Source organism: Sphingomonas sp. ABOLE, from assembly GCF_003950455.1.
GTDB lineage: Bacteria > Pseudomonadota > Alphaproteobacteria > Sphingomonadales > Sphingomonadaceae > Sphingomonas > Sphingomonas trueperi.
The window spans coordinates 115,625-142,084 of record NZ_QQWY01000006.1; the positions used below are offsets into that span (position 1 = coordinate 115,625).

Sequence of the window (26,460 nt, forward strand, 5' to 3'; positions counted from 1 at the left end):
GTTCGGGTATGGAACCTGCCGGAAACGCAATGTAACGCCCGCACCCCTCGACTTCCAGCGTTGAAGGCGTATCCTGCGCCCAAAACAGCCACGCAATGGAGAGGCATATGCTGGGCGGCATGCAGGATTTCGAGCTTCGGGTATCCACGCTGATCGACCACGCGGCGCGGGAACATGGCCCCCGCGAGATCGTCACCCGCTGGGCGGACGGCAGCGAGACGCGCACGACCTGGGCCGGCATCGCGCACGATGCGCGGCGGATGGCGCAGGCGCTGGAGCGGCTCGGCATCCGCAAGGGCGACCGCGTGGCGACGCTGGCGATGAACCACAGCCGCCACCTCGTCGCCTGGTACGGCGCGACCGGCATGGGCGCGCTGATCCACACGATCAACCCGCGGCTGTTCGACGACCAGCTCGCCTTTATCGGCAACCATGCCGAGGACCGGGTGCTGCTCTACGACCGGATGTTCGCGCCCGTGGTCGAGCGATTGAAGCCCCATTGGACGACCGTCGAGCATTATATCTGCTTCGACGATCTCGGTCCCGACGGCTTCGAGGCCTGGATCGCCGCTGAGGACGGGAACTATGCCTGGGTGCAGGGTGACGAGCGCGAGCCGATGATGCTCTGCTACACCAGCGGCACCACCGGCAATCCCAAGGGCGTGGTGTACACTCACCGTTCCACCGTGCTCCACGCGCTGACCGAGCTGCAGCCCGCCGAGTTCGACCTCTCCACCCAATCGGTGGCGATGCCGATCGTGCCGATGTTCCACGCGGTCGGCTGGGGGCTGCCCTGGGCGGCGCCGGCGGTGGGCGCCAAGATGGTGTTTTCGGCGGTCAACGACCCCAAGATCCTCTGCGAGCTGATGAACCGCGAGAAGGTCACCCACTCGGCCGGCGTACCGACGGTGTGGTTTGCGATGTTCCAGCATATCGACGCGACCGGCGAGACGCCCAAGCACCTCAGGATCGTCACCATCGGCGGGTCGGCGGCGCCGCGCGCGATGATCGAGCGGCTGATGCGGATGGGCATGCGGGTCAACCATGCCTGGGGCATGACCGAGACCAGCCCGATCGGCACGATGGGCGCGCCCTCGCCCGACTGGGACGAGCTCAGCTTCGAGGCGCAGGTCGACCAGGTCAGCAAACAGGGCAAGGTGCCGTACGGCGTCGAGCTGCGCACGGTCGACGACGAGGGCAGGGTGTTGCCGCGCGACGGCAGGAGCTCGGGCCGGCTGCAGGTGCGCGGACCCTGGGTGGTGTCGCGCTATTATCGCGAGGAGCAGCCGGCGATCGATGCCGACAACTGGTTCGACACCGGCGATGTCGCGGTGCTCCACCCGGACGGGGTGATGCAGATCACCGATCGCGCCAAGGACGTGATCAAGTCCGGCGGCGAATGGATCAGCTCGGTCGAGCTGGAGAATTGCGCGGTCGGCTGCGCAGGCGTTGCCGAGGCGGCGGCGATCGGGGTGCACCATCCGCGCTGGGAGGAGCGGCCGATCCTGCTCGTGGTGCGCAAGCCGGGGAGCGCGGTGAGCGAGGCGGAGATCCTCGCGCATCTCGGCGCGCACGTCGCCAAATGGTGGCTGCCCGACGAGATCCACTTCGTCGACAGCCTGCCGCACACCGCCACCGGCAAGCTGCTCAAGATGGAGATCCGCCAGCGCTACAAGGATTATTCGCTCAAGGCGGCATGACGGATCGGCGCGCCGGGAAGGCGCCCGGTCAGGCGATGCCGAGATCGCCCGGCCCGAACGCCTGCGGCAGCAGCTCGGACAGGCGGTAGCTCGCCACCGCATCGCCCTCGGCCGCGCCGCAATGGACGGGCAGGTCGCGCTTGCCGAGCTGGGCCGCCTCGTTGATCACCTGCCGGCAGCGGCCGCAGGGGCTGACCGGCGCCGTCCCCGTCGGCACCCCGTCCGCGCCGATCGGCCCGCCGATGACTGCGATCTCCGCCACGTCGCGCAGCCGCCCCTGGGCCGAGACCGTCGCCAGCGCCACCGTCTCCGCACAGAGCGACAGGCCGTAACTGGCGTTCTCGAAATTGGCGCCGGTCACCACCGTGCCGTCGGTCAGCAGTACCGCGGCGCCGACGCCGAAGTTCGAATAGGGCGCGTGCGCGTGGCGCGCGGCAGTGCGGGCGGCTGCGATCAGCGCATCGCGTTCGGTGGTCATGAAACTCATCCCTTGATGTGGAGCACGCAGATCAGCGTGAACAGCCGCCGCGCGGTGTCGAAGTCGATATCGATCTTGCCTTCCAGCGCGGTGCGGAGCAGCTCGGCGCTGTCGTTGTGGATGCCGCGCCGCGCCATGTCGACCGTCTCGATCTGCGCGGGCGTGGCGTTGCGGATCGCCTGGTAATAGCTGTCGCAGATCGCGAAATAGTCGCGGATCGGCCGCCGGAAGCGGGCGAGGCCGAGCACGATCGTCTCCAGCGGCGTGTCGTCGGCGCGCTTGATCGCCAGCGCGAGGCGCCCTTCCTCGACGCTGAGGTGCAGCTTGTAGGGCCCGGCATAGCCATCGGCATGCGCGCGCTGGGGGGCGAAGTGATTGTCCTCGAGCAGGTCGTAGATCGCGATCCGCCGTTCCTGCTCGATGTCCGCCGAGCGCCACAGGATGGTGCGCTCGTCGAGGGTCACGTCGATGATCCGCGGATCGGCCATAGGGCGCAGCTTTGGAAGCATTCCCCGCTTTCCACAAGCCATGCCGGTTGCCGTGCCTCCCACATAAGCCGATGAGGAAGCCATGGCACAGCCGATTCCCTTTCCTGCACCCGAGCCCCAAGAGGGCCTGAGTCTCCCCCAGAATGTCGAAGCCGAAGCAGCGCTGCTCGGCGCGATGATGATCGACAACCGAGTCGCGGAAGACGTCCTCCAGAAGCTGCGGCCCGAGCATTTCTTCGAGCCGCTGCACGGCCGCATCTATGAGCAGATCGCGCATCTGGTCGGCGACAACCGCCTCGCCACCCCGGTGACGCTGCGCCCGCTGTTCGCCAACGATCCGGCGATGAAGGAGCTGGGCGGCCCGGCCTATCTCGCCCAGCTGACCGGCAACCCGGCCAGCCTGATCGGCGCGCGCTCCTTCGCCGACCAGATCTACGATCTCGCCCAGCTCCGCGCGCTGGTCGATGTCGGCCGCGGCATGGTGGAGGGCGCGCTCGACACCAGCCAGGACATCAATCCCTCCAAGCAGATCGAGCAGGCCGAACTCCGGCTCTACCAGGTCGCCGAGCAGGGCGATTCGGAAGCCGGCGTGAAGTCCTTCACCCGCGCCGCCACCCTCGCCGTCCGCCAAGCCGAGAAGGCGATGAACTCGGGCGGCGGCATCTCAGGCATCACCACCGGCCTCAGCGACCTCAACGCCTCGACCGGCGGTTTCAACCGATCGGACCTGCTGATCCTCGCCGGCCGACCGGGCATGGGCAAGACCTCGCTCGCCACCAACATCGCGTTCAACGCCGCCAAGCGCTGGATGGACGATCTCGATGCGGGCATCGCCGAGGAGAAGTCCATCGGCGCGCCGGTGGCGTTCTTCAGCCTCGAAATGTCGGCCGACCAGCTGGCGATGCGTATCCTGTCCGAACAGGCCGAGGTCGTCTCGGAAAAGCTGCGTACCGGCCAGCTGAGCAATGCCGAGTTCCAGAAGTTCGCGCGCGCCGCGGGCGATCTGGAGCGGCTGCCGCTCTATATCGACGACACGCCGGGCCTTACCATCGCGGCGCTGCGCACCCGCGCCCGGCGGCTCAAGCGCCAGCACAAGATCGGCATGGTGATCGTCGACTATCTCCAGCTGCTCACCGGCTCGGCCAAGGCCTCGGGCGACGGGCGCGTGCAGGAAATCTCGGAGATCTCGCGCGGCCTCAAGACGCTGGCCAAGGAACTGCATGTGCCGGTGCTGGCGCTCTCCCAGCTGAGCCGCGCGGTGGAAAGCCGCGAGGACAAGCGCCCGCAGCTCTCCGACCTTCGCGAATCCGGCTCGATCGAGCAGGACGCCGATATCGTGCTGTTCGTGTATCGCGACGAATATTATCACGACTTCAAGGCGCCGACGAAGATCCCCGACGGCACCGAGACCGCCGAGGAGCGCATGGCCTATGAGGAATGGCAGGCGCGCCAGCTGGAAGTGGCGAACAAGGCGACGGTGATCATCGCCAAGCAGCGCCATGGTGCCACGGGCTCGGTGCATATGCGCTTCGACCGGCAGTTCACCAAGTTCAGCGATCTGGCGCCGGAGGGGTATTGAGGGGAGGGGCAGGCGGCTGAGCCTCCTGCCTAGCCCTTCCCCTTCAGGGGATGGGTTGGAGTGGGGGACATCGCTTGCGATGGGCAGCTTTTCCGCACTTTAAACCGGTTCAGTCTGGTGGCGACTCGATAAAATCTGGCGGTAGTTGTCGAAGGAACTCTGTAACACTCTCCTTTATTCTGTCATGAATTTTCCACAAATCGGCTAATAGCCTTTCTGTGTTGAGGTGCTCGAGAATCTCTTTGATTTGGGGCTTATAGTGAAAATTTGACTGTCGAACTGATCTAAGTTCTGACATAAGCATCTTGGCGAAGCTTATGTAGTCTTCATCTCCGAATTTAATCCTTACAATTCCTTCGCACGTTACCCAGAGTCCGGACAACCAAAAGGTGTAGTAAGCCCAGAAGCGGTCTCATTCGTTTGTAACTGCTTCAGTGAAGCCGCCGTTCTCTCGAATTAGATCTTCAAGGTGAACACGCATGATGTTGCACCGGAAGAAATAGCGGCAAATTTCAACGCCATTCCTCAACTCTTTGAAGCTGGGCCTCTCATTCATCCCGCTTCGATAGCACGATTTCCACATATCGGAAGAGATGCGGACGACGTTGCAGGAAGAGCCCCCGATGCCGCCTTAAGGAATATCGGCGCGAGATCTCTTTGGCTGAAGCACCGCGGGAAGCTTATGCAGCTGCGACCTCTTAGTTAAACACTCGTCCCCACAACCCGCCCGATCCCAGCGGTCAGCGCCATCGCCAGCGCGCCCCAGAACACCACCCGCACCACCGGCTTGCGCGGCCTGGCCCCGCCGGTGATCGCGCCCAGCGCGCCGAGCAGGGCAAGGAACAGGATCGAACCCGCCGCTTCCCCCATCGCCATCCAGCGCATCGGCAGCAGCGCGGCGAGCAGTAGTGGCAGCGCCGCACCCGCCGTAAAAGTTGCCGCCGAGGTGAGCGCGGCAACCACCGGCCGCGCGGTCGTCATCTCGGTGATGTGGAGCTCGTCACGGGCATGCGCCTCCAGCGCGTCGTGCGCCATCATCTGCTCGGCCACCGTGCGCGCGGTGCCGGCATCGACGCCGCGGCCGACATAGATGGCGGTCAGCTCGGCCAGCTCGGCCTCGGGCACGGTGGCGAGTTCCTGCCGCTCGCGGGCGAGGTCGGCGCGTTCGGTATCGGCCTGCGAGCTGACCGAGACATATTCCCCCGCCGCCATCGACATCGCGCCCGCCACCAGCCCCGCCACGCCCGCGACCAGCAGCGCGGGCCGCCCGGCCCCCGAGGCGGCGACGCCCAGGATCAGGCTGGCGGTGGAGACGATGCCGTCATTCGCCCCCAGCACGGCGGCGCGCAGCCAGCCGATCCGGGATACGAGATGCTGTTCGCGGTGCGGGCGCATGAAGTTCCTCCGATGGTGGTGGCGCGAGAATGGCCGGGGGTGTGCCGTACGGCAATGGGGGCGTCGCCATGGCTGCGGGCAGGGCGATCGGATCCGCCTTCGTGCGCGTCGCGGCGGTTGCGCTCGTCGGGCCAACCCCGCTAAGGTTCGCGCTCCGTTCCCCTTTCGCCGAGCCGCATGTCGCACGCCCTGCACCTCTACACGATCCCGCCGCACCGGGCCTTTGCCGATGCGCTGGCGATCGGGCTGATCCGCCGCTTTGGCAGCGATCCGCTGCGGCTGGCGCGCGGCGTGGTGCTGCTGCCCAACAACCGCGCCAAGCGGGCGATGCAGGACGCGTTCGTGCGCGAGAGCGGCGGCGGGCTGCTGCTCCCCCGGCTGGTTGCGATCGGCGATCCCGAGCTCGACGAAGCGGTGTTCGAGACGGTCGACGATGCCGAGCCGGTGCCGCCCGCGGTCGATCCGCTCCAGCGCCGCATGATCCTCGCCCGGCTGCTCCAGGGGCATGACGCCCGCCTGGACGCCGCCGAGGCGGTGCGGCTGGCCGGCGACCTCGGCACCACGCTCGACCAGCTGCTGGTCGAGGAAGTCTCGCCCCGGCGGCTGCGCGACCTGGAACTGGGGCCCGAGCTTTCGGCGCATTGGGAGCGCTCGCTCGCGCTGTTCGAGATCGTGCTGACCCGCTGGCCCGAGGAGCTGTCGGCACTGGGCCGCGTCGACCTGCCCGAGCGGCGGCGGCGGCTGCTCGATCGCGTCTCGGCGCGGTGGAAGGCGGCTGCGCCGTCGGGCTTCGTCTGCGCCGCGGGGATCACCACAGCGGCGCCCGCGATCGCGCGGCTGTTGCGGGTGGTCGCCGGGCTGCCCGAGGGGATGGTGGTCCTGCCTGCGCTCGCCACCGCGATGGGCGACGACGAGTGGGAGTCGCTAGGGCCGCACAGGCCGGACCCCGGTACCGGGCGCCGCCGCCGCGCGCTCGAGACGCACCCGCAATTCCATCTCAAGCTGCTGCTCGACCGGATGGGCGTGGCGCGCGGCGAGTTCCAGCAATGGCGCGTCGCCAGCGAGCTCGACGCGCCGCCCGCGCGCAGCAAGGCGATCGCCTCGGCGATGCAGCCGCCCGAGCTCACCCATCGCTGGACCGACCTGCCCGCCGGCGAGCGGCGGCTGGACGGCGTCCGCGCGCTCGAGCTCGCGACCCCCGCCGAGGAGGCCCAGGCGATCGCGCTGGCACTGCGCGAGGCGCTGGAGACGCCGGCGCGCACCGCTGCGCTGGTCACCCCCGATCGCGCGCTGGCGCGGCGGGTGGCGGCGCATTGCGCGCGCTGGGGCATCGCGGTCGACGATTCCGCCGGCCAGCCGCTGTCGCTCACCCCGCCGGGCACGCTGCTGCTGGCGCTGGCCGATGCGGCGGCGCAGGCCTTCGCGCCGATGCCGCTGCTGACCTTGCTCAAGCACCCGCTGGTGCAGCCGAGCGACCGTGCCGCCTGGCTGGATGGCGCGCGAGCGCTCGACCTCGCGCTGCGCGGCCCGCGGCCGGCGCCGGGGCTGGCGGGCATCGACGCGCACCTCGCCGAGCAGGGCGGGCGGGAAGGGGCGCTGCGCCGCACCGCCGCGCGCTGGTGGGAGACGGCGCGGCCGCTGCTCGCGCCGTTGGAGGCAGTGTTCGCCGGCGGCGCGCAGCCGCTCGCCGGGCTGGTCGCCGCACTGCGCGAGGCCGCGCAGGCCCTGGGCGGTGATATGCTGTGGAGCCGCGAGGATGGCCGCGCCGCCGCGCTGCTGCTCGACGATCTGGAGCGCGAGGCCGCGCACGGGCCGGCGCTGGCCGAGCCCGACAGCCTCGCGCCGATGCTCCGCACGCTGATGGACGAGGTCGCGGTGCGGCCGCCGCAGGGCGGGCATCCGCGGCTCGCCATTCTCGGCCTGATCGAGGCGCGGCTGCACAGCGCCGACCTGATGATCCTGGGCGGCCTCAACGAAGGCGTCTGGCCGGGACTGCCCGCGCCAGACCCCTGGCTGGCGCCGCGCATCCGCGCCGAGCTGGGGCTGCCCGGGCTGGAGCGGCGGATCGGCGTATCGGCGCACGATCTCGCGATCGGGCTGGGCGCGCGACAAGTACTGCTCACCCGCGCCCGTCGCGATGCGAGTGCGCCGACCATCGCCTCGCGCTTCTGGTTGCGGCTGGAGGCGCTGTCGGGCGGGCTGGAGCGGGCAGGGGACCTCGCCGCGTGGATGGCGGCGATCGACGCACCGGGGGCGTTCGCGCCGGTCGCGCGGCCGGAGCCGTCGCCGCCGGCAAAGGACCGGCCCAAGGTCATCTCGGTCACCGAAGTCGATCGCCTCAAGGCGGACCCTTACGCCTTCTACGCGCGACGGATGCTGCGGCTGATGCCGCTCGATCCGGTCGATGCCGATCCCAGCGCGGCGTGGCGGGGAACGGCGGTACACGATGTGCTGCAGCGCTGGTTCGAGGAGGATGACTGCCGCCCGGACCTGCTTCGCGCCCGCGCCGAGGCGATGCTCGCCGACACGCGCACCCACCCGCTGATCCGTGCGCTGTGGCAGCCGCGGCTGATCGAGGCGATCGACTGGATCGCCGGCGAGCTGGTCGAGCAGGGCCTGAAGGGGCGCACGGTGCTGGCAGTCGAGCGGGATGGCTCGATCGACTTCGCGGGCGTGACGCTGCGCGGCAAGTTCGACCGGGTCGACCGGCTGGAGGGCGGCGCGCTCGCGATCGTCGACTACAAGACCGGCCAGCCGCCGAGCACGCGCGCGGTAAAGGCCGGGTTCAGCCTGCAGCTCGGGCTGCTGGGGCTGATCGCCGAGCGGGGCGGGTTCGAAGGCATTGAGGGCGCCGCTCGGGCGTTTGAATATTGGTCGCTGGCGCGCAACCCGAGGAGCGGCGGATTCGGCTATGTCGACTCGCCGGTCGATCCGAAGAAGCGCGAGCCGGTGCCGGCAGAGGATTTCGTCAGCATCGCCGCCGAGCATTTCGCGACGGCCGCGGGCGAGTGGCTGACCGGGGAGCGCCCGTTCACCGCCAAGCTGGTGCCGGAATATGCGCCCTATGCGGAATATGACCAGCTGATGCGCCGGGATGAATGGTATGGGCGTGAGTAACGGTATCCCCAATTCCTCCCCGGTGCGGGGAGGGGGACTGCGCGCCGCAGGCGCGTGGTGGAGGGGCCGCGCCGACAGGCGCGGGGACGGGCTCGGATCGAGGGTACACCGCCGCGTGCGCGGCGGCCGCCCCACCATTTGCTGCGCAAATGGTCCCCCTCCCCGTACCGGGGAGGAATTTGTGGTGTCCCAGCGATGAGCCGCAGTCCCGCCAAGCTCCACCCGCTGAAGGGCAACCAGAAGCGCGCCAGCGATCCGACGCGGCATATCTGGCTGTCGGCCTCGGCCGGCACCGGCAAGACCCAGGTGCTCGCCGCGCGGGTGTGGCGGCTGCTGCTCGCGGGCACCGATCCCTCGGCGATCCTGTGCCTTACCTTCACCAAGGCCGGTGCGGCCGAGATGTCCGAGCGGATCACCGGTCGGCTCGCCTATTGGGTGCGCGCCAAGGACGAGGAGCTTACCGCCGATCTTGCCGCGCTGGGCGAGAGCATCGGCCCCGAAAGCCGTGCCGCCGCCCGCACGCTGTTCGCCAAGGTGCTCGATGCGCCCGGCGGCGGCATCCGCATCCAGACGATCCACAGCTTCTGCCAGTCGCTGCTGTCCGCCTTCCCGATCGAGGCGGGGCTGGTGCCCGGCTTCCGCCCGCTGGAAGCGCGCGAGGAGGCGGTGCTGGCGCGCGAAACGCTTGCCGAGATGCTGGTCGAGGCGCGGCGGGAGGGTCGCGAGGACGTGATCGACGCAATCGGCGCGCTCAGCCTGCGGCTCGGGGAGGGCGGGGCGGAAGGCTTCCTCCAGGAATGCGCGCGCGCGGGCGAGGCACTGGAAGGGCTGCCCAGCGGCATCCAGCCCTGGCTGCGCCGGGCCTTCGATCTGCCTGCGGGGGACATTGCGGAATCGCTCGCAACGAGCTGCTGCGACGACGGGTTCGATGTGCGAACGCTACGCGCTATCGCATCGGCGAACGCCGCCTGGGGCACCGCGCGCGGGCTGGAGCGGGCTGACGTGATCGCCGCCTGGCTGGCGCGTTCGCCGGAGGAGCGTGCGGAAACGCTGGCCGATCTTCACCTCGTCTGGGCCACCGCCAAGGGCGATCCGCGCAGCTTCGCCAAGGGGCAGGCGCCGCAGGACCCGGACTATGCCGAGGCGGCGATGCGGCTCCATGGCCGCTGCGGCGAACTGCTCGCGATGCGGGTGCGCGCCGCCTATGTCGATCTGCTCGCCCGGGGGCTGGAGGCGGGACGCGCGTATGCCCGCGCCTATACCGCTGCCAAGCGCCGGCTCGGCGCGGTCGACTTCGACGATCTGATCGGCCGCACCATCGCGTTGCTCCGCCAGGAGGGCATGGGCGAATGGGTGCGCTTCAAGCTCGACCAGGTCACCGAGCATGTGCTGATCGACGAGGCGCAGGACACCAATCCGCGGCAATGGGCGATCGTCTCGGCGATGGCCGACGAGTTCTTCGCGGGCGAGGGCGCGCGCGGCGACCGGCTGCGCACGCTGTTCACCGTGGGCGATTACAAGCAGGCGATCTTCGGCTTCCAGGGCACCGACCCGATCTTCTTCCAGGCGGCGTTCGAGCGGTTCAAGCGACTGGCCAACTTCCGTCCGGATTACGAGGTGGAAGCACGGGAGCTGGAATCGCTCTCGCTGACTCACAGCTTCCGCTCGACCCGTCCGGTGCTCGAGTTCGTCGATACCGCGTTGGGCCTGCTGCCCGAGCCGGGCATGGGCCCCATGAGCGACAGCGAGCCGCATGCGAGTGAAGTGCCCGGTCCCGGCACGGTGACCCTGTGGCCGCCGGTGATCGGGGGCGGCAGCGAGGCCGACGAAGAAGAGTGGATCGGCGACGCCACCCGCGCGCTCGCCGCCCGCATCGCCCGGCAGATCAAGGGATGGGTGGGCAATCTGCCGCTTTCCGCCAAGGGGCGGATGCTTGCCCCCGGCGACGTGATGGTGCTGGTCAAGCGGCGCGGCGAGCTCGCCTCGCTGATCGTCGCGCGGCTCTACGCCGAGGGGGTGCCGGTGGCGGGCGTCGATCGGCTGCGCTTGAACGCCCCGCTGGCGGTGCAGGATCTGCTCGCCGCGATCCGCTTCGCACTCCAGCCCGAGGACGATCTGTCGCTGGCGGCGCTGCTCGTCTCCCCGCTGATCGGCTGGACCCAGGAAGAGCTGATGGCGGCGGCGGTGCGCGAGCGGGGCGGGCTCTGGCGGCACCTGCGCGAACGCCAGTCGGCCGAGAAGCTGGCGCCGCTCTACGATCTGCTGCGCCGCGCCGACCTCGCCACGCCCTATCGCTTCCTGGAGGAGATTCTGTCCGGGCCGATGCAGGGGCGGCGCAAGCTGCTGCTGCGGCTCGGCGAGGAGGCGCGCGATCCGATCGAGGAACTGCTCAACGCCGCGCTCACCTTCGAGACGCGGGCGACGCCATCGCTCCAGCGCTTCCTCGACTGGTTCGATCGCGGCGATGTCGAGATCGTCCGCGATGCGGCGCAGCCGCAGCCGGCGGTGCGGGTGATGACCGCGCATGGTTCGAAGGGCCTCCAGGCGCCCCTGGTGATCCTGGCAGACGCGACCGTGGACCCGACGCGCAGCCCGCGCGGCGTGCTCAAATGGGCGCCCGAGGAAGATCAGGACGCCTTCCCGATCTTTCGTCCCCGCAGTGCTGAACGCGACGGCATCCTGGCCGAGGCCTTGGAGAAGGCCGATGCGCGCGAGCTGCAGGAACATTGGCGGTTGTTCTACGTCGCCGCGACGCGCGCCGAGGAGCGACTGGTGATCGCCGGAGCGCTCGGTCCCCAGGCCAAGGGCGAACCGCCCAAGGCAAGCTGGTATGCCGCCAGCGTCGCCGCGCTCGATGCGCTGGGCGTGCCGATGGACGAAGCCGGGGTGCGGGAGTTCCACGGCGTGGTCCCGCAGGCGCCCGTGCGGCCGGTCGCAGCGCCGGCGGTCATGACAGTTGCGCCCGCGCCGGTCCTGCCCGACTGGCTCCACACGCGTGCGCCGGAGGAAGCCCGGCCGCCGCGGCCGCTGGCGCCGTCGTCGCTGGGCGAAGACCGCGTGGCCGATCCGCCGCCGGGTCCCGCGATGCGTGCGGCCGCGGAGCGCGGGCGGCTGCTCCACGCGCTGTTCGAGCGGCTGCCCGGCGTCGCTCCGGAGGCGCGGCGGTCGGCGGCCGATCGCTGGCTGGCGGGGGCAGGGGGGCTCGCCGATGCGGCCGAGCGTGCCGCGCTGATCGATGCGGCCCTGGCGGTCACCGAAGATCCGCGCTTCGCCGAGCTGTTCGGGCCCGATGCGCTGGGCGAGGCGCCGATCGCCGCGGTCGTGGCGGACGGCGTGGTCGTCTCGGGCACGGTCGACCGGCTGGTGGTGACGCCCGAGCGGGTACGGGTGGTCGACTTCAAGACCGGTCGCCGTGCGCCGGCGTCGCTCGCCGACGTGCCGCCCTATCACCTCCGCCAGATGGCGGCCTATGTCGCGGCGCTGCGGGTGATCTTCCCCGAGCGCGCCGTGGAGGCGGCTTTGCTCTATTCCGCCGGTCCGGTGCTCTATGCATTGCCCGAGGCCCTTCTCGACGAGCACAAGCCGGGCTACGCGGGGTAGGAGCAAAGCTTGGGGCTCTGCGCTTGAGCAACGGGCCCGGCGACCATAGATAGCCGACCAACACGAAGTTCAGGAGATACCGACATGGCCACTGTGGCGACGACCGACGCCAATTTCGAAACCGACGTGCTGCAGGCGGACAAGCCCGTCCTCGTCGATTTCTGGGCCGAATGGTGCGGCCCGTGCCGCATGATCGCCCCGGCGCTCGAAGAACTCGCCGAGGAGCTGGCGGACCAGGTGCAGATCGTGAAGATCAACATCGACGACAATCCCGATGCACCGACCAAGTACGGCGTGCGCGGCATCCCGACGATGATCCTGTTCAAGAACGGCCAGCAGGCCGCCACCCAGGTCGGCGCGCTGCCGAAGAGTGCGATCAAGCAGTGGATCGAACGCGAGATCTGATCGCGTCACGCGTTCTCCCCTCCCGTCCGCGAGAGGGGAGGAGCGTTTTTCAGCCGAACAGCAATTCGGTAGCGCGGCGGCCCAGTTCGGGTGTCGAGGCCGCGATCAGCCCCACACCCTTGCCGTCGACGCGATAGGGCGTACCGTTCCAATGGGCGACATAGCCGCCCGCCTCCCCGAGGAAGACGACCCCGGGGGCATGATCCCAGATCAGCGTGCGCCGGAACACCGCGACGTCGTTCTGCCCCAGCGCCAACCGGGGGTAGTTCTCCGCCGCGCAGCGCGGCATCGCCCAAAGCTCGAAATCCTGCTCGAACCGGCGCATCCGCTCGGCATGCTCGGCCTCGGACTGGGCGACCTTCGACACCGCGGCATGAGGGCGCGGGCCGTCGCTCTGTCGGGCTTGGACCTGCGTGCCATTGACGAACGCGCCGCCGCCCAGCGCCGCATGACACATCCGTTCGGCGACCGGATCGTAGATCCAGCCCGCCTGAATGACGCCCGCTTCGATCAGCGCGATCATGATGCCGAAGGGCGGCTCGCCCGCGGCGAAATTGCCGGTGCCGTCGATCGGATCGATGACCCAGGCGCGCGCCGCCATCGCCTGGTCGACGAGCGCCGGGTTCGCGGCACAGGCTTCCTCGCCGATGATCACTGCATCGGGGGCGATCGCGGCCAAGCCCTCGGTCAGCCGCTCTTCGGCCTCGCGATCGGCGATGGTGACCAGTTCGCCCGGCGTTTTCTCCAGCACCTCGTGCGCGGCGAGGTTGCGGAAGCGCGGGAGGACGACCGTCTCGGCGACGCGGCGGATCAGCGCGGAGACCGCGTCATGATGGGGATGCAAGCGGCTCAGCTCCGGTAATCGGCGTTGATCGAGATATAGCCATGGGTGAGGTCGCAGGTCCAAACCGTGGCGCGGCCCTCACCGAGACCCAGATCGACGCCGATTTCGATTTCCTGGCCCTTGAGATGCGCGGCGACCGGCGCCTCGTCATAGCCGTCTACCGCCAGACCGTCGCGGGCCACCTGGGTGGTGCCGAAGCGGATGGCGAGCTTGTCGCGCTCGGCGGGCTCACCGGCCTTGCCCACCGCCATCACCACGCGGCCCCAATTGGCGTCCTCGCCGGCGATCGCGGTCTTGACCAGCGGCGAGTTGGCGATCGACATGGCGATGCGGTGCGCGCTGCGGTCGCTCTCGGCGCCCTCGACGGTGATTTCGATCAGCTTCTGCGCGCCTTCGCCGTCGCGGACGACGAGCAGGGCGAGCTGGCGGCAGAGATCGGCGAGCGCGGCGCGGAAGGCGTCGGCGCCGGCATCCTCTTCGCTGGTCAGCGGCGCATTGCCGGCCTTGCCGGTCGCGAAGGCGAGCACGGTGTCGCTGGTGGAAGTGTCGCCGTCCACGGTGATGCACGAGAAGGTCGCGCCATTGGCCTCGCTGAGCGCGCGCTGGAGGAACACCGGGTCCACCGCCGCATCGGTAAAGATGAAGCCGAGCATCGTCGCCATGTCCGGCGCGATCATGCCCGACCCCTTGATGATGCCGGCGAGCGTCACCGTGCGACCGTCGACCACCGCGGTGGTCACCGCGCCCTTGGCGAAGGTGTCGGTGGTCATGATCGTCGCGGCGGCGTCTTCCCAGGCGCAGGGTTCGGCCGTGTAGGCGGCATCGAGCCCGGCCTCGGCCTTCTCGATCGGCAGCGGCACGCCGATCACGCCGGTGGAGGCGACGAACACGTCGGATGGATCGCAGCCGAGATGCTGGGCGGTGCGGGCGGCGATCGCCTCCACCGCCGCGCGGCCACGATTGCCGGTGAAGGCGTTGGAGTTACCGGCATTCACCACCAGCGCACGCGCCTTGCCGAGAACCAGCGCCTTGCGGCACCACTCCACCTCGGGGGAGGGGCATTTGCTGCTGGTCAGCACGCCGGCGACGCTGGTGCCTTCGTCGAGGGTGACGAAGGTGAGATCGCAGCGATCCCAGTTCTTGTACCGCGCGCGGGCAACGCGCAGGCTGACGCCGGGGATCGCGGGCAGAGCGGGGAAGGGCTGCGCGAGCGGGGAGGTGCTGGTGGACATGAAACCGCCTGTGATTAGGATGCGCGCGTGCTTCGTGCATGGGGGGAGAAAGATCAATGTTTTTGGTGATGGCGCTGCTGGCGGCGCAGGTCGCGCAGGCGGAAAACCTAAGGCCCAGGCCTAAGCCCCTGAGCCCGCCTCATACTTGGATAAATGATGACGATTATCCAAAAAGCGCAGCTGTGGAGCGGCGAGCGGGTCTGCTTCGCTACAGTCTGGAGGTCGACCCAAAGGGGTTTCCCGTAAAATGTAGCATTTTACGATCTTCCAGCCATGAAGAACTCGACCGAGAGGCGTGTGTCCTTATGTTGCAGAGGGCCCGATTTTCACCGGCGCGGGATGCAGATGGCAAACCGATAACGGCGGATTTCTCGGGGGTTGTATTGTGGAATTCGGGCGCTGGTGGCTCAGGTAATGTGCAACCGACTAGTCCAGACATCCTCGATCTCACAGTCGCAGCATTGCCGGCCGACTATCGTGGGCCCGTCCGAGCGGAAATCATTGTTGGAGAGGATCCGGTCACAACGAATTGCCGCATCATAGAAACGAGTGGCAGCGGGGCAGCCGATCGCGCCGCCTTTCGGCAGCTCGAGGCAATCGCTGCCGATCCAGCGGCAAAAGCGGCGAGAAAAATGGCGAGTACCCAGACTTACATCGTCTCATTCCGCACCGAAGCGCCGGCCAAGCCCTAGCTTTTGATTAGACGAACCGTGCGACGATCCCTATGTGTCGTGCGTTGCCGCCCGTCGGTTGCGACATCACCACCGTGTATCACAGGGGTTCGCTTGGAACTGCTGCTGCTCCTCACTGCGCTTTTCGCGAGCCTGACCGGCGTGTCGGGCGAGCGTGGCCTGCGTCCGATCCAGGGCGTGGCGGTGGTGCGCGTGGCCGAAGCAGCGCAGGCGGCGGTTGCCCCGTCGCGCCACATCGTGGCGGCTGCGGCGGCGCTGCCCACGCTAGTGCGGGTCGTCACGATCCCGGTGTTCCATCTGGCCGTCGCGCCGCGGCCTGCGCTTCGCCTCGCCTTCGAGCAGCGGCGCGAATAGCCTTTCCGGCCCGCGCGTTCGGGCCCTGCTTCCTTTCGTCGCCGCGCCCGCGCGCGGTGCGCCCGTGATGGCTCCGCTTCGTCCGGGAGCCGTCGCGCATCCCATCCAAACAGGTCAGGAATTCGCATGTTCGGCGGTATTGCCAAGTCGCTTTTCGGTTCGTCCAACGATCGCTACGTCAAGTCGCTCAACCCGATCGTCCAGAAGATCGCCAGCTTCGAGCCCGCGCTCCAGGCGATGAACGACGACACGCTGGCCCAGCAGACGATTCGGTTCCGCGAGCAGCTGGCCAATGGCGCCAAGCTCGACGACCTGCTGCCCGAGGCCTTCGCCACGGTACGCGAGGCGGCGCGGCGCGTGATCGGCCAGCGCCACTATGACGTGCAGATGATCGGCGGCATCGTGCTCCACCGCGGCGAGATCGCCGAGATGCGCACCGGCGAGGGCAAGACGCTGGTGGCGACGCTCGCCACCTATCTCAACGCGCTGCCGGGCGACGGCGTCCACGTCATCACCGTCAACGACTATCTCGCCCGCCGCGACGCGGAGTGGATGGCGCAGGTGTACGGCTTCCTCGGCCTCACCACCGGCGTGATCGTGCCCAACCTGACCGACCAGCAGCGCCGCGACGCCTATGCCGCGGACATCACCTACGGCACGAACAACGAGTTCGGCTTCGACTATCTGCGCGACAACATGAAATATGATCGCGCGAGCATGGTGCAGCGTCCGTTCGCCTATGCGATCGTCGACGAGGTCGACTCGATCCTGATCGACGAGGCGCGCACCCCGCTGATCATCTCCGGCCCGACCGACGACCGCTCCGAGCTCTACATGAAGGTCGATGCGGTGGTGAAGCAGCTCGATCCCTCGACCTATGAGAAGGACGAGAAGCAGCGCACGATCGTGCTCACCGAGGAAGGCACCGAGACGGTCGAGCGGCTGCTCGAGGATGCCGGTGTGCTGGTCGGCGCCAATCTCTACGACTTCGAGAACACCCAGGTGGTGCACCACCTGAACCAGGCGCTGCGCGCGAACGTGATGTTCAAGCGCGACACCGATTACATCGTCAAGGACGGCAAGATCGTCATCATCGACGAGTTCACCGGTCGCATGATGGACGGCCGGCGCTGGTCGGACGGCCTGCACCAGGCGGTGGAAGCCAAGGAAGGCGTCAACATCGAGCCCGAGAACCAGACGCTCGCCTCGATCACCTTCCAGAACTATTTCCGCATGTACCCGAAGCTGGGCGGCATGACCGGCACCGCGTCCACCGAAGCGGCCGAGTTCTATGACATCTACAAGATGAACGTCGTCACCATCCCGACCAACCTGCCGGTGCAGCGCGTCGACGAGGAGGACGTGTTCTACAAGTCGACCGAGGACAAGTTCGCCGGGATAGCCAAGACGATCAAGCAGCATGCCGAGCGCGGCCAGCCGGTGCTGGTCGGCACCGTCTCGATCGAGAAGTCGGAGCTGCTGTCCGAATTCCTCCACCGCGAGGGCGTGAAGCACGAGGTGCTCAACGCGCGCTTTCACGAGAGCGAGGCGCATATCGTGGCGCAGGCGGGCCGCCTCGGCATGGTCACCGTCTCGACCAACATGGCGGGCCGCGGCACCGACATCCAGCTGGGCGGCAATGTCGAGTTCCGCGTCGCCGACGAGCTGCGCGACATGCCCGAGGGCCCCGAGCGCGACGCCGCGATCGAGCGGATCAAGGCCGAAGTCGCCGCCGAGAAAGAGCAGGTCAAGGCCGCCGGCGGGCTGTTCGTGCTTGGCACCGAGCGCCACGAAAGCCGCCGCATCGACAACCAGCTGCGCGGCCGCTCGGGCCGCCAGGGCGATCCGGGCCTCAGCCGCTTCTACCTCAGCCTGGACGACGACCTGCTGCGCATCTTCGGCTCGAACACCCTGTTCTCGCGGATGATGCGCTCCAGCCTGGAGGACGGCGAGGCGATGCCGCCGTCGCGCTGGCTGAGCAAGGCGATCGAGACCGCGCAGCGCAAGGTCGAGGCGCGCAACTATGACGTGCGCAAGCAGGTCGTCGAATATGACGACGTGATGAACGATCAGCGCAAGGTGATCTACGAGCAGCGCGCCGACATCATGGATGCCGACACGGTCGGCCAGGTCGTCGAAGACATGCGCCACGAGACGGTGAACGCGATCGTCGGCGAGGCGTGCCCGCCGAACAGCTATCCCGAGCAGTGGAACGTCGCCGGGCTGAAGGAGCGCCTTGCCGACACGCTCAACCTCGACCTGCCGATCGACGACTGGGTGAAGGACGAGGAAGCGATCGATCCGGAGATGCTGGAGGAGCGCATCCGCGCGGCCGCAGACGCCGCGATCGCCGAGAAGGCGTCGGATCTCGAGCCGGAGACCTGGACCTCGATCGAGAAGTCGATCCTGCTCCAGAATCTCGACCATCACTGGAAGGAGCATCTCGCGATGCTCGACGCGCTGCGCCAGGTCGTCCACCTGCGCGCCTATGCGCAGAAGACGCCGATCAACGAATACAAGCATGAGGCGTTCTCGATGTTCCAGCGTATGCTCGACACGATCCGCGAGGACGTGACGCGCACCATGGCCTTCGCCCAGTTCCGCATGGCGCCCCCGCCCGAACTGCCCGAGCTGCCGGCGTTCCTGACCACCCACATCGATCCGCTGACCGGCATGGACAACACCAATGACTGGGACGGCGGCTCGGCCGGGCTGGTCACCACCCGCCTGCCACCGCTCGGCATCCCGCAGCCGGCGGGCGACGACTATGGCACCGATCCGTCGCAGTGGGAGGGCGTGGTCAGCCGCAACGCGCCGTGCCCGTGCGGTTCGGGGCTAAAGTACAAGCACTGCCACGGCCAGGTGGCGTAAGGGCTGTTTGTTAAGCCCTCTCCCCACCGGGGAGAGGGTGGGGCCCGCCGCCGAAGGCGGTGGGAGGGAGAGGGGCATTGCGAGGCGCTGCCTCGCGCGGCGGCTTCGCAGCCGCTCACCCTCTCCAAGCTTCGCTAGGCGCTACCGCGCCAAGCTACGCTATCCTCCCCCTCAAGGGGGAGGAGCGGCAGAACAAAAGAAAAGGGCGGCGCCGGTGGTAGCGGCGCCGCCCTTTCTGTTTCTCCGCTGCCCGCGATCAGCGGGTCTGCGGCATCTGAATCTTCGGGCCCAGCCGTTCCTTCACCTCGCGCGCATCGAAGGCGCGGATGTTGTCGGCGGGCTTGGGGCCCTTGCCCATCACGATCTCGGCCATCGCCTCGTAGCGGTCGACGGTGCGGATATCGACGCTCCGGTCAAAGAAGGGATCGCCCCAGAAGGGATCCCAGCTGCGCCAGCCCCAACGGGGGCTGTAATAGCGCCAGTACGGGTTCCAATAGCCCCAGGGACCACCAAAGCCCGCACCGCCGACACCCGGCGTCGCATAGGTCTGCGTCTTCTTTTCCGTGTCGCGGTTGGCGAGCAGGAAATAGTCATAGCCGTTCTGCAGCGTCAGCTCGGCCGCGCGGTAAAGCAGATAGCGCTCCACCGTCTCGCGCGAGGTCAGGCTGTTGCCGGAAAAGCTCACCCGAAACCGATTGTCCTCGATCTGCTCGTCCGAATAGCCGTTGCGCACCGAGCCGCTCGCCGAAGCGGGCTGGTACGGCGTGGCGGTCATGCACGATGCGAGCGAGAGGCTGCCCGCGACCATCAGGCCGAGTGCTGCCAGCCGCCGGCCCTTCTGTGATGAAATTGGCATTGTTCCTCCGACACTTCCAAACAGTAAACGTCGCCGAATGCCCCTCGAACGCGCGAGCCGGCGAAACTCTCCCGCGCGTTCACGCGATGAGGCGTGGCATGCGCGCGATTGACGGTTGCTGAACGGCGGCTGTCAAGCCAGCCGATCGGGTACCTCGCGCGCATCGGCATCGAGGCTGGTCTGCGGCGCCATCGCTTCCCAAGGGAAGACGAACCAGTCCTTCTGCACCGCGCGGTCGATCGTCTCGGCGCCATATTCCACTCGCTGTGACGAACGGACATTGTCGAGCAGCACGGCGAAGCGCACCTGCTCGGCAACCGCCCCCTCGGCCGCGAGCGCCGCGCGCAACGCGCCGATGGTCTTGCCGCTGTCGTTGATGTCCTCGACGAACAGCAGCCGCTCGCCGTCGCGGGTTTGCTTGGCGAGCACCGCGACGAGCTCCTCGGCGAACTGGGCGATGCCGGTCGAATAGTCGATCGAGACGAGCGGCAGCGCGATGCGGTGCGACAGATACACTGCAGGCGTCAGCCCCCCGCGGCCGACGCCGACCAGCAGGGTGGGGGACCAGTCCGCCACTGCGCCCGCAATCGTGTGGACGCCGGCGACGAGCTGGTCATGGGTGAAATGGGTGAAGACGATGTCGCCCATCACGCCGCCTCCGCCACCCAGGCGTCGATCGCCGCAAGGTGCGTCGCCACGGCCTCGTCGGGCAGGAACGAGCCCAGGAAGCTGTTGCGCGCAAGCGTGGCCAGCTGCTGCTTGGTGAGGCCGCGGCCATAAGCGACGGCGCGATAATTCTCGCCGACATAGCCGCCGAAATAGGCGGGGTCGTCCGAGTTCACCGTGGCGCGCAGGCCGAGTTCGAGCATCCGGTCGATCGGATGCGCGTCGATCGTCTCGACGTTGCACAGCTTGACGTTGGACAGCGGGCAGACGGTGAGCGTCATGCCCGACCGCGCCAGCCGGGTGACCAGCGCGGGGTCGTCGAGGCTGCGATTGCCATGGTCGAGCCGGTCGACCTGCAGCAGGTCGAGCGCTTCATGGACATAGGCCGCCGGGCCTTCCTCGCCGGCATGGGCGACGCGCTTGAGGCCCTTTTCGGCGGCGGCGGCGAACACGCGGGCGAACTTCGACGGCGGATGGCCGAGCTCGGACGAATCCAGCCCCACGCCGGCGATGCGATCGAGCCAGGGCTCGGCCTCGGCCAGCGTCTTGAAGGCGTCTTCCTCGTCGAGATGGCGCAGGAAGCAGAGGATCAGCTGCGAGGTGATGCCGAAGCGCGTCTCGGCTTCGGCCATGCCCGCAAGCAGCCCCTTGACCACCGTGGCCATCGCGATGCCGCGATGCGTGTGGGTCTGCGGATCGAAGAAGATCTCGGCATGGCGGACGCCGTCGGCGGCGGAGCGCTCGAAATAGGCGAGCGCGAGGTCGCGGAAATCGGCCTCGGTGCGCAGCACGTCGGCGCCGGCATAATAGATGTCGAGAAAGTCCTGGAGGTTCGAGAACCGATAGGCGGCGCGCACCGCCTCGACGCTGTCATAGGGGATCGCCACGCCGTTGCGCCGGGCAAATTCGAACATCTGCTCGGGCTCGAGACTGCCTTCGATGTGGAGATGGAGTTCGGCCTTGGGCAGGCCGGCGATGAAAGCGTCCAAATTTTCCATCGCCCCAGCATCGCAGCGGCACCGGCGAGTCGCAAGCGCAACGCCCGGGAAGGGAGTTGCGTTTGGTGCACTTGCCCGCGCGGTCGCTATTTCGAGGTGCCCGTCGCGGTCGTTCGGGATTTCGCGACCGCAGCATCGAAGGGCGCGACGTTCAACCGCGTGATCCGGATTTGCCATCCTCGCGTGCGGCTAGATTGCCGGAAAACGCGCCTTTCGTGGGAGGTCCGCTCGATGCGCGCGACGAAAGCAACGCTTCGCCGCAGCGCGGTAGCGGGAGCCGCGACACCGCCCCCCGATGGCCATATCGAGTGGGATCCGAAGGCGGCGGACCCGAATCGCTTCGACCTTCTCGTCTCATCACGGAGGACCCCATGCTCCTGCTCATCGCTGCCGCCATCACCGTTGCGACACCCGCCCAATTGCAGTCGGCGGTGAAGACGGCGCGAGGGGGCGACGTCATCCTGTTGCAGCCCGGGCATTATGGCGTGGTGACGCTGAATGGCGCCCACTATGCTTCCTCGGTCAGGATTCGCAGCGCCAACCCCAGCCATCGAGCGTTCTTCAGCCGCCTGACGATCAACAATGCGCGAAACCTGACGCTGTCGGGGCTCGAGGTTTCCTACGCACCCGCGCGCGGCGAGGGGAATATGCAGGCGATGATTCGCGTCAACAATGGATTCAACATCACGCTGGACGATCTCTACGTACATGGCGTGATCGACGGGAAGGTCGTCAACGACGTCAACGGCGTGGTGGCGCAGAACGTCGAGGGATTTCGCGTCACCAACTCGCGGTTCCGCGAGATCAATGCGGGCATCAAGACAGGACGTAGCGGCAACGTCCTGATCCAGAACAACGATATCGGCTTCATCGGCTCGGATGCGATCGAGATTCCCGGATCGAACGGCGTCTCGATCATTGCGAATACGCTCCACGATTTCCGCACCAATCCAACGATCCACCCCGACGGCGTGCAGTGCTGGACGACGCGCGAGACGTCCGGCTGCAAGAATGTCCGGATCCTGCGGAACCAGATCATCGGCAGCCCGGGCCACGAGCCGCAGGGCGTGTTCTTCGGGGACGAGGACCGCGTTCGCGGCTATGAGAATATCGAGATCAGCAACAACCGGTTCTACATGACCATGTGGCACGCGATCGCCCTGTACAGCGCCCCCAGGAATGTCGTCATTCGGTACAATCAGGTGATCGCCGGGCCGAACTTCACGCCCTGGATCCGGGTAGAGGCGCCAGCCACCGTCCAAGGCAATGTCGCGCCCGCCTATTACATCAACAGCGAGCAGCCTGCGCTGCCGCCGGGGAATCAGATCGGCGGCCTCTTCAAGAAGTGAACGGAAGTATCGGCGCGGCGCGGATCGCGGCGCTCGATCGGTCTTGAACAAGGGGGCGCAGGCAGCGGATCGGCGCTACTCGGTTTCCCGATTCCTTTCACGATGTCCCGCTGACGTTTTCGTCCCGCTGATGCTGCGTCGACAGTTCAAATAGTGCCGCCGGCACGTCCAGCGACTCCGCATTGTCCAATTTCGAACGCCCTCTACGCCGGTCGGCGCCGGATGCGTTGATGCCGAGACAATGGCTGAACGACGCATCGGGAGCGGCGAATGCCGTCCCGATGCGCGGTGTTCAGCGGCCTGGTATCAGAAGTTGAAGTTCGCGCCGGCGCTGAAGCTGCGGCCGACCAGCCCTGCATAATGCCAGGCGTTCAGGTAGTTCGGGTTGCTGGCATAGGCACCTGCCGCCAACGGCGCGCGGGCGTTGGTGAAGTTCTGCACGTTGAGGAAGAAGCGGAACTGGTCATTCACCTGTACCGCGGCATTGAGATCCGCGTAGATGAACGGGCGGATGTAGCACTGGTAGTTCTTGTCGCCACCCTGCACGATCGGCGCCTTGTTGTTGGCGCAGGACAGGTCGATCGTCCCGTTGACCGCCTTGATGGTGTCGGCAGCCACCTGCTTGATGCGACCCACATAATAGGTCGTCGCAGTGAGCGAAAACTTGCCGAACTCGACCGCGTTCTGCCAGTTGCCGCGGATGCGCGGGGTACCGCCGCCCGACGAGAGGTTGTACGGCCCGAGCGTACCCGCATATTTCTGCATCACGCCCTCGGGAGTGACGAGATCGAGGCGAAGCACCCGGGTGGCGTCGATGCGGCTGATCAGGCGGACGCTGTCCGCGAGCCGCAGGTCGACGGTAGCCTGCATGTCGATACCCGAGCTCACCTGATAGTTGGCGTTCACGTAGGGCACGTCGAGCACCAGCAGCCGGGGCAGGGCGGTCGGGTTTACCGGGTCGACGCCGTCGACGACGTTGCACTTGTAGCCCTGTCCGACCGCTGCGACGGCGGCGCAGCCGGCGGCGGCAGTGGTCTGGGCGTAATAGGCGTCGATTGCCTTCGCCTGCAGCGGCCCGCTGACGATGAGGTTCGACTTGCGGATATTGTAATAGTCGACCGTCATGTTGAGCCAGCGCGTCGGCTTGAGCATCGTGCCGACCGTGACGCTGCGCGAGACTTCCGGCAGGATGTCCGGATTGCCCGTGGAGGCTGCGCCAATGCTGTAGCTGCCCGAATAGGCAGCATTGTTCGGGTGCGCGGCGACGAAGCTCGCCGGCGGCGCGAAGGTCGTGAAGCCGGCGTAGCTGCTGGCGGGGTTATATTCCGCGAAGGTCGGTGCGCGGAAACCCTGCGAGTAGGTTGCGCGGAACGAGACCTGCTCGATCGGGCTGAACTTCGCGCCCACCTTGGGCGAGAAGTGGCTATAGCCCTGCGAATAATGGTCGTAGCGGCCCGACACGTTGAGATCGAAGGTCCGCGTGAACGGCGCGTCGATTTCGAAGAAGCCTGCCGTCACCGTCTGCCGGCCCTGTGCCGAAGAGGTGTTCAGCCCGTAATAGGCCAAGTCCGCATTTTGGTTGCGGTTCATCAGCGTCTCGCGACGGATCTGGAAGCCGCCGCCCACGTTGAGATCGCCGCCGGCCAGCGGCAGCAGCGACTTGAGCAGCGAGCCACCGATCGTCGCCACCGTCGAATAGGACGGCGTAGTGCGATCCGGCGAGACCTGGTTGCGCACGGCCGCCGTGTTCTGTTCCGGATTGACGAAGTTGTAGGCGCCGGTGTTGATCGCGTTCAGCAGCCCCTGAATGTTGATGAAGCCGCGCTGGGTGACGCTGAAGTTGTCCCGCGCATACACACCGTTCAGGCGGAACTTGAACCCGTTGCCCAAGTCGCCCGAGATGCCGGCCGAGGTGCGGAACACATCGACATAGCGGAAGCTGCCGGCAGGGATGTCGCCGAACAGGTAATAGACGCGCGCGGCGCCATCGGCAGGGTTGCCGGCATAGGCGGCGGCATAGGGGTTGTTCGGATTCAGCTTGCGATCCGCCGCGCTGGCGCAGTTGACGCCCGACGCACAGATATAGACCGGCAGCACGATACCCGGATTGCTCGATGCGACTGCCGGGGAGCCGCCGAAGGGCTGGATCGCGCGGATGTTCGAGGGCGCGCCGGTGATCGTGACTTCGGAATGCGAGTAGCTGCCGGTGGCGAACGCTTCCCAGTTATCCGCGAGCCGCACGCTGAGGCGGCCGGTGGTCGAATAGCGCTGCTGCTTCGGCTGGATGATCGAATATTCGTCCGCCAGGTTGTGCGCGCAGCCGGTGCCGCTTGCTTCCTTGGTGTTCACCGTGAAGGTGCCGAAGGGGCAGGCGTTGGGGTTGAGCAGCTGGTACCGGGTGGTGGGATCGCCGACCTGGCCGGACAGCGGATTGTTGAGGTCGGTCTGCGAGACGCGGGTCACGACCGCCTGCGGGTTCGACGTCGTCAGCGAGTCGTCGTTGCGGTTGCGGTCGGTCAGGCCGCTCGGCCGCAGGTCGTTGGTGTTGAACGGATAGCCGCGCGAGTGGTTGGTGATGAACCCGTCATAGGTGTATTCACCGTTGATGTAGAAGTTCCAGCCCTTCTCGCGATAGTCGCCCACGCCGGCGGTCAGCGTCGCACGATAGCGCGAGCCGTCGCCCTTTTCGGTGGTGCCGGCCTGCACCGAGCCTTCGAGGCCCTTGAACTGCTTCTTGCTGATCAGGTTGACCACGCCGCCGATGGCGTCGGCGCCATAGGTGGAGGAGGCGCCGTCCTTCAGCACTTCGATGCGGTCGACGACGCTGAACGGGATCGAATTCAGGTCGACATAGGAATTGTGACCGTCGTCGTTGAGCGGGAAGTTCGCCGAGCGGAGACCGTCGATCAGCACTACGGTCGACGAAACGCCGAGACCGCGCAGCGACACCGCGGCACCGCCGGCCGAGAAGCCGTTCTTGAAGCCGGTCGAGATCGAGCCGGCGCTGTCGGCCGAGACCGAGCGGATCGCATCCTGCGCCGTCGTGATGTTCGCGCGCTGCAGCGTCGCCGCGCTCAGCACGGTTACCGGCGAGATCGAGCTGGCGTTCGAATCGCGGAACAGCGTGCCGGTGACGACGATGGGCGCCTGATCGGCCGGTGCGGCCTGATCCTGCGCATCGGGCGTGGCGGGGTCTTGCGTCGCTTCAACCGCGCTGGCGGCAGCGTCTGCCACCTGCACGGGCGCCGCAGTTTGCGCGTGTGCGGGTGCGGCGATCGCGGTCAGCAGCGCGGCGGTCGAAATGCCATACCGCAGGTTCAGAAGACGCGCGGAATCCATCAAAATCATTGAAGCTCTTCCCTCTTAGCGCAGCGACGACTTTTCGTCGTTTCGAGGCAGGCCGGGCCTGATGCTGCGGGGCGCGCGCTATCATCGGCGAAGTTAAGGAGGGTTTAAAAATATCGCTTGTGTAGCGGGTGTTTATCGAAGGTTCTGCTGGTAATTTTTCTTCCCACTTCGGCGCCGGATTCGCCTCGTCGGTGGCGAAAGATAAAAAGTAAATGGACGCTATAGTGGTGTGAAATGGGGCTGTCCGCAGGTGTAAGCACGGAATAGTTGTGCTTGGTTGGTTGCTATGATTGGTATTGCTTTGGATCGTTGTGCCGCCTGGCTGATTCTTGGGCTTCTCTGAGGGCGTATTTCCTGCAGGAGCGGTTCTCGCATGGCTGCGCTCAGGTGGGACGGTTCTTTCCTCGCAAGGTGCAAGGAGGTGCATGTATGGGCGCAGCGGCCCACGGCGTCGCCATGGCCCGTTAGCACCCGGCTAACGATATCTG

Annotated in this window: 18 protein-coding genes; 9 read left to right on the forward strand and 9 right to left on the reverse strand. The window is 67.3% G+C overall.

What is annotated here, in order from left to right; genetic code table 11:
• Window positions 1–107 precede the first annotated feature (107 nt).
• A complete protein-coding gene (locus CA234_RS05760) occupies window positions 108–1,700 on the forward strand; it encodes a long-chain fatty acid--CoA ligase (protein ID WP_206431096.1) in 1,593 nt (530 codons plus the stop codon).
• A 28-nt stretch (window positions 1,701–1,728) separates the two neighbouring features.
• On the opposite strand, the gene CA234_RS05765 is transcribed toward CA234_RS05760, so the two are convergent.
• Both CA234_RS05765 and CA234_RS05770 read right to left on the reverse strand, forming a co-directional pair.
• On the reverse strand, window positions 1,729–2,178 hold the full coding sequence (locus tag CA234_RS05765) for a cytidine deaminase (RefSeq protein WP_126001100.1): 450 nt from the start codon (window positions 2,176–2,178) through the stop codon (window positions 1,729–1,731).
• A 5-nt stretch (window positions 2,179–2,183) separates the two neighbouring features.
• Window positions 2,184–2,666: a UPF0262 family protein gene (locus CA234_RS05770; RefSeq protein ID WP_126001101.1), complete on the reverse strand. Its 483-nt coding sequence runs from the start codon at window positions 2,664–2,666 to the stop codon at window positions 2,184–2,186.
• An 82-nt stretch (window positions 2,667–2,748) separates the two neighbouring features.
• Between CA234_RS05770 and CA234_RS05775 the strand changes: the two genes are divergently transcribed.
• Window positions 2,749–4,245 carry a replicative DNA helicase gene (locus CA234_RS05775; protein ID WP_126001102.1) on the forward strand — a complete coding sequence of 499 codons (1,497 nt, stop codon included), beginning with the start codon at window positions 2,749–2,751 and terminating at the stop codon, window positions 4,243–4,245.
• Window positions 4,246–4,947: 702 nt separating this feature from the next.
• On the opposite strand, the gene CA234_RS05780 is transcribed toward CA234_RS05775, so the two are convergent.
• The gene (locus CA234_RS05780; RefSeq protein ID WP_126001103.1) at window positions 4,948–5,640 is read right to left on the reverse strand and encodes a VIT family protein; all 693 of its coding nucleotides are present in this window, start codon (window positions 5,638–5,640) and stop codon (window positions 4,948–4,950) included.
• A 177-nt stretch (window positions 5,641–5,817) separates the two neighbouring features.
• Between CA234_RS05780 and addB the strand changes: the two genes are divergently transcribed.
• The 3 genes from addB (at window position 5,818) to trxA (ending at window position 12,762) form a co-directional block, all read left to right on the forward strand.
• The gene (gene addB, locus CA234_RS05785; RefSeq protein ID WP_126001104.1) at window positions 5,818–8,757 is read left to right on the forward strand and encodes a double-strand break repair protein AddB; all 2,940 of its coding nucleotides are present in this window, start codon (window positions 5,818–5,820) and stop codon (window positions 8,755–8,757) included.
• A 195-nt stretch (window positions 8,758–8,952) separates the two neighbouring features.
• Window positions 8,953–12,357 carry a double-strand break repair helicase AddA gene (addA, locus tag CA234_RS05790; RefSeq protein WP_126001105.1) on the forward strand — a complete coding sequence of 1,135 codons (3,405 nt, stop codon included), beginning with the start codon at window positions 8,953–8,955 and terminating at the stop codon, window positions 12,355–12,357.
• Between the two features lie 84 nt (window positions 12,358–12,441).
• The gene (gene trxA / locus CA234_RS05795) at window positions 12,442–12,762 is read left to right on the forward strand and encodes a thioredoxin (RefSeq protein ID WP_125976098.1); all 321 of its coding nucleotides are present in this window, start codon (window positions 12,442–12,444) and stop codon (window positions 12,760–12,762) included.
• A 49-nt stretch (window positions 12,763–12,811) separates the two neighbouring features.
• Here the strand turns inward: trxA and CA234_RS05800 are convergent, their stop codons facing one another.
• Together CA234_RS05800 and argJ are read right to left on the reverse strand one after the other, a co-directional pair.
• The gene (locus CA234_RS05800; protein WP_126001106.1) at window positions 12,812–13,606 is read right to left on the reverse strand and encodes an inositol monophosphatase family protein; all 795 of its coding nucleotides are present in this window, start codon (window positions 13,604–13,606) and stop codon (window positions 12,812–12,814) included.
• 5 nt (window positions 13,607–13,611) lie between these two features.
• Window positions 13,612–14,838, reverse strand: a complete 1,227-nt coding sequence (gene argJ / locus CA234_RS05805) for a bifunctional glutamate N-acetyltransferase/amino-acid acetyltransferase ArgJ (protein WP_126001107.1) — start codon at window positions 14,836–14,838, stop codon at window positions 13,612–13,614.
• Window positions 14,839–14,894: 56 nt separating this feature from the next.
• Here argJ and CA234_RS05810 point away from each other — a divergent pair, with 56 nt between their 5' ends.
• From CA234_RS05810 to secA, 3 genes are all read left to right on the forward strand, one after another.
• The gene (locus CA234_RS05810; RefSeq protein ID WP_164521720.1) at window positions 14,895–15,530 is read left to right on the forward strand and encodes an energy transducer TonB; all 636 of its coding nucleotides are present in this window, start codon (window positions 14,895–14,897) and stop codon (window positions 15,528–15,530) included.
• A gap of 93 nt (window positions 15,531–15,623) precedes the next feature.
• Window positions 15,624–15,884 carry a hypothetical protein gene (locus CA234_RS05815; protein ID WP_126001109.1) on the forward strand — a complete coding sequence of 87 codons (261 nt, stop codon included), beginning with the start codon at window positions 15,624–15,626 and terminating at the stop codon, window positions 15,882–15,884.
• Window positions 15,885–16,010: 126 nt separating this feature from the next.
• Entirely contained in the window at window positions 16,011–18,755 is a 2,745-nt protein-coding gene (gene secA, locus CA234_RS05820; protein ID WP_126001110.1) for a preprotein translocase subunit SecA, read from the forward strand.
• 256 nt (window positions 18,756–19,011) lie between these two features.
• Here the strand turns inward: secA and CA234_RS05825 are convergent, their stop codons facing one another.
• From CA234_RS05825 to CA234_RS05835, 3 genes are all read right to left on the reverse strand, one after another.
• Window positions 19,012–19,611 carry a hypothetical protein gene (locus tag CA234_RS05825; RefSeq protein WP_125976110.1) on the reverse strand — a complete coding sequence of 200 codons (600 nt, stop codon included), beginning with the start codon at window positions 19,609–19,611 and terminating at the stop codon, window positions 19,012–19,014.
• A gap of 132 nt (window positions 19,612–19,743) precedes the next feature.
• Window positions 19,744–20,259 (reverse strand): phosphoribosyltransferase family protein, encoded by a 516-nt coding sequence (locus tag CA234_RS05830; protein ID WP_126001111.1) that lies wholly within the window; start codon window positions 20,257–20,259, stop codon window positions 19,744–19,746.
• Complete coding sequence (locus tag CA234_RS05835) at window positions 20,259–21,275, reverse strand: adenosine deaminase (protein ID WP_125976114.1); 1,017 nt, start codon at window positions 21,273–21,275, stop codon at window positions 20,259–20,261. Before CA234_RS05835 ends, CA234_RS05830 begins: the two co-directional genes overlap by 1 nt.
• Window positions 21,276–21,340: 65 nt before the next feature.
• Here CA234_RS05835 and CA234_RS05840 point away from each other — a divergent pair, with 65 nt between their 5' ends.
• Window positions 21,341–22,624 carry a right-handed parallel beta-helix repeat-containing protein gene (locus CA234_RS05840; RefSeq protein WP_126001112.1) on the forward strand — a complete coding sequence of 428 codons (1,284 nt, stop codon included), beginning with the start codon at window positions 21,341–21,343 and terminating at the stop codon, window positions 22,622–22,624.
• Between the two features lie 306 nt (window positions 22,625–22,930).
• Here CA234_RS05840 and CA234_RS05845 read toward each other — a convergent pair whose 3' ends face one another.
• Window positions 22,931–25,963 (reverse strand): TonB-dependent receptor, encoded by a 3,033-nt coding sequence (locus CA234_RS05845; RefSeq protein WP_125976221.1) that lies wholly within the window; start codon window positions 25,961–25,963, stop codon window positions 22,931–22,933.
• Window positions 25,964–26,460: the final 497 nt, after the last annotated feature.

Excerpts from the sequence above, each read along its gene's own strand:
- addB (WP_126001104.1), top strand. The coding sequence starts at position 5,818 with ATGTCGCACGCCCTGCACCTCTACACGATCCCGCCGCACCGGGCCTTT.
- CA234_RS05830 (WP_126001111.1), bottom strand. The coding sequence starts at position 20,259 with ATGGGCGACATCGTCTTCACCCATTTCACCCATGACCAGCTCGTCGCC.
- CA234_RS05845 (WP_125976221.1), bottom strand. The coding sequence starts at position 25,963 with ATGGATTCCGCGCGTCTTCTGAACCTGCGGTATGGCATTTCGACCGCC.
- CA234_RS05780 (WP_126001103.1), bottom strand. The coding sequence starts at position 5,640 with ATGCGCCCGCACCGCGAACAGCATCTCGTATCCCGGATCGGCTGGCTG.
- CA234_RS05765 (WP_126001100.1), bottom strand. The coding sequence starts at position 2,178 with ATGACCACCGAACGCGATGCGCTGATCGCAGCCGCCCGCACTGCCGCG.
- CA234_RS05810 (WP_164521720.1), top strand. The coding sequence starts at position 14,895 with ATGTTTTTGGTGATGGCGCTGCTGGCGGCGCAGGTCGCGCAGGCGGAA.
- addA (WP_126001105.1), top strand. The coding sequence starts at position 8,953 with ATGAGCCGCAGTCCCGCCAAGCTCCACCCGCTGAAGGGCAACCAGAAG.
- trxA (WP_125976098.1), top strand. The coding sequence starts at position 12,442 with ATGGCCACTGTGGCGACGACCGACGCCAATTTCGAAACCGACGTGCTG.
- CA234_RS05770 (WP_126001101.1), bottom strand. The coding sequence starts at position 2,666 with ATGGCCGATCCGCGGATCATCGACGTGACCCTCGACGAGCGCACCATC.
- argJ (WP_126001107.1), bottom strand. The coding sequence starts at position 14,838 with ATGTCCACCAGCACCTCCCCGCTCGCGCAGCCCTTCCCCGCTCTGCCC.
- CA234_RS05760 (WP_206431096.1), top strand. The coding sequence starts at position 108 with ATGCTGGGCGGCATGCAGGATTTCGAGCTTCGGGTATCCACGCTGATC.
- CA234_RS05775 (WP_126001102.1), top strand. The coding sequence starts at position 2,749 with ATGGCACAGCCGATTCCCTTTCCTGCACCCGAGCCCCAAGAGGGCCTG.
- CA234_RS05825 (WP_125976110.1), bottom strand. The coding sequence starts at position 19,611 with ATGCCAATTTCATCACAGAAGGGCCGGCGGCTGGCAGCACTCGGCCTG.
- CA234_RS05835 (WP_125976114.1), bottom strand. The coding sequence starts at position 21,275 with ATGGAAAATTTGGACGCTTTCATCGCCGGCCTGCCCAAGGCCGAACTC.
- secA (WP_126001110.1), top strand. The coding sequence starts at position 16,011 with ATGTTCGGCGGTATTGCCAAGTCGCTTTTCGGTTCGTCCAACGATCGC.